The organism is Lyngbya sp. CCY1209 (genome assembly GCF_035615495.1).
GTDB lineage: Bacteria > Cyanobacteriota > Cyanobacteriia > Cyanobacteriales > Microcoleaceae > Limnospira.
The window spans coordinates 1-2,079 of the sequence record NZ_JAJENU010000402.1 but is presented as its reverse complement, the minus strand read 5'-3'; the positions used below and the strand labels follow the sequence as shown (position 1 = coordinate 2,079).

Sequence of the window (2,079 nt, the reverse complement as noted above, 5' to 3'; positions counted from 1 at the left end):
TTTTAAGGTCATGGTACCTACAAATGCTTTCCAGTTTGTAGCCCTGCCGTTAACGGTTAAACAGCCCGACGAGGGGTAAGGCAGTGCCGTTAGCCGAACAAGCCCTAAAAACATTGGCGAGGAAAACATTACCCGTTTTACGGAGATTCCCATGTCTGTTTTTGTCTTAGACACTAACAAGCGGCAACTCGACCCGGTACATCCGGGAAAAGCGCGAAGGCTCCTTGGTAAACGGAAAGCGGCTGTATTCCGTCGCTATCCGTTTACCATTATTCTCAAGGAAGCTTGTCCAGATCTGCCCGTGCCAGACCTGGAGCTTAAGCTTGACCCAGGCTCTAAAGTCACAGGAATTGCCGTCATACAAGGCGGTCGAGTGATCTTTGGGGCTGAACTTCAACACCGGGGGGAACAAATCAAAGATGCTTTGCTGTCTCGCCGCCAATTACGACGTGGCAGGCGGAATCGCAAAACCCGCTATCGCCAAGCTAGATTTCTGAATCGGACTCGTCCAAAAGGCTGGTTATCCCCGAGCCTGCAACATCGGGTAGATACCACAATGACATGGGTTAACCGCTTTCGCAGACTTGCCCCAATTGCCCGCATTTCCCAAGAGCTAGTACGGTTCGACCTGCAACTCATGCAGAACCCTGAGATCTCAGGTGTTGAGTATCAGCAAGGGGAATTGCAAGGCTACGAGGTTCGGGAATACTTGCTGGAGAAATGGAATCGGAAATGTGCTTACTGTGGAGCTAAAAATGTACCGTTGGAAGTAGAGCATATTCAGCCCCAGTCTAAAGGGGGAACCAACCGAGTTTCTAACCTAACCCTGGCTTGTCACTCCTGCAATCAATCCAAAAGCGATCGGGACATTCGAGACTTTTTATCGGGTAAGCCTGACGTATTGAACCGTATTCTTAAGCCGGCAAAACTACCGCTTAAAGATGCAGCAGCCATCAATTCAACCCGGTGGGCATTGTTCAATGCTCTGAAACAAACCGGCTTGCCTGTGGCGACAGGTACGGGTGGACAAACCCAGTTTAATCGGACTCGATTCAGTCTACCCAAAACGCACTGGCTAGATGCTGCAAGTGTTGGGCTAGTTGATTTACTTAAAGTCCTGACCACCAAACCGTTGCTGATTGTAGCTAAAGGACATGGTACTCGACAGATGTGCGGGACGGATAAATATGGGTTTCCAATTCGTCACCGTTCACGGGTACAAATTCATAAAGGATTTCAGACTGGCGATATCGTTACGGCGACTGTCACAAAAGGCCAGAAAATTGGATCTTATGTTGGGCGAGTTCTCTGTCGTGCATCAGGCAGCTTTGATATTGCGACTCAATTGGGTCGGGTGTCTGGAATTAGCCACCGGTATTGCCAACCCATTCACAAAAGGGATGGTTATGCTTATGCGTTCGCTCATACCATAGGCGACTAAAGTCGCCGTTCGTTTTTCCTCCCTGCGCTAAAGCGACAGGGCTTCCAAACGTATCGAAGATTTTCCGTGACTCATACTTTTCTAATCCAATCCGGCCAGTGGGTCATCGAAGGAACTTGGCTCGATCGCAATGGCGTGCCCACGAGCGTCCGGGGAAAAACCCTGGTGGCGTGGCATCAGAGCGAGTGGTTCAGTCTGGTCACGAAATTGGTGTTTCCGAAGAGCGATCGCGACGATATTATCCTCCAATATCGGGGTCGCCTAGACACCAACGAGCGCCAGTACACATTTTTACTGCAACACAGCGAATTCGGCAAGGTCGAGGGCGAGGGGCTCATCGGCCCGTCCCTGATCGTGCAGCGATTCTGGGTTCTCGGCGACGAGCGACAGCGTCGCAGCGGCTTCGAGACGCTCCGCCAGGTCGATAACAATCGATACTACTACTCCAGCGGCATCATGGCCGGCCACCACCTCAATCTGGTCAGTATCATGGAAGGGACGATGGAGCGAAAACCGACTTGAGATCATTGATCATTGATAATTGATAATTGAACAAACCGGTGGGCAACCCGGGACGGTTGGGCAACCCGGGACGGTTGGGCAACCCGGGACGGTTGGGCAACCCGGGACGGTTGGGC

At 51.5% G+C, this 2,079-nt stretch carries 2 protein-coding genes; both read left to right on the top strand.

Translation table 11 applies throughout. The features are described from left to right. The first annotated feature begins 151 nt into the window (after nt 1-151). The gene (gene iscB, locus LKE08_RS11980) at nt 152-1,441 is read left to right on the top strand and encodes an RNA-guided endonuclease IscB (RefSeq protein ID WP_375341418.1); all 1,290 of its coding nucleotides are present in this window, start codon (nt 152-154) and stop codon (nt 1,439-1,441) included. 66 nt (nt 1,442-1,507) lie between these two features. After that, nucleotides 1,508-1,963 carry a hypothetical protein gene (locus LKE08_RS11975; RefSeq protein WP_324704461.1) on the top strand — a complete coding sequence of 152 codons (456 nt, stop codon included), beginning with the start codon at nt 1,508-1,510 and terminating at the stop codon, nt 1,961-1,963. Nucleotides 1,964-2,079 lie beyond the last annotated feature (116 nt).

Bases quoted from the DNA above. Each gene is read 5' to 3' on its own strand.
- iscB (WP_375341418.1), top strand. From the start codon at position 152: ATGTCTGTTTTTGTCTTAGACACTAACAAGCGGCAACTCGACCCGGTA.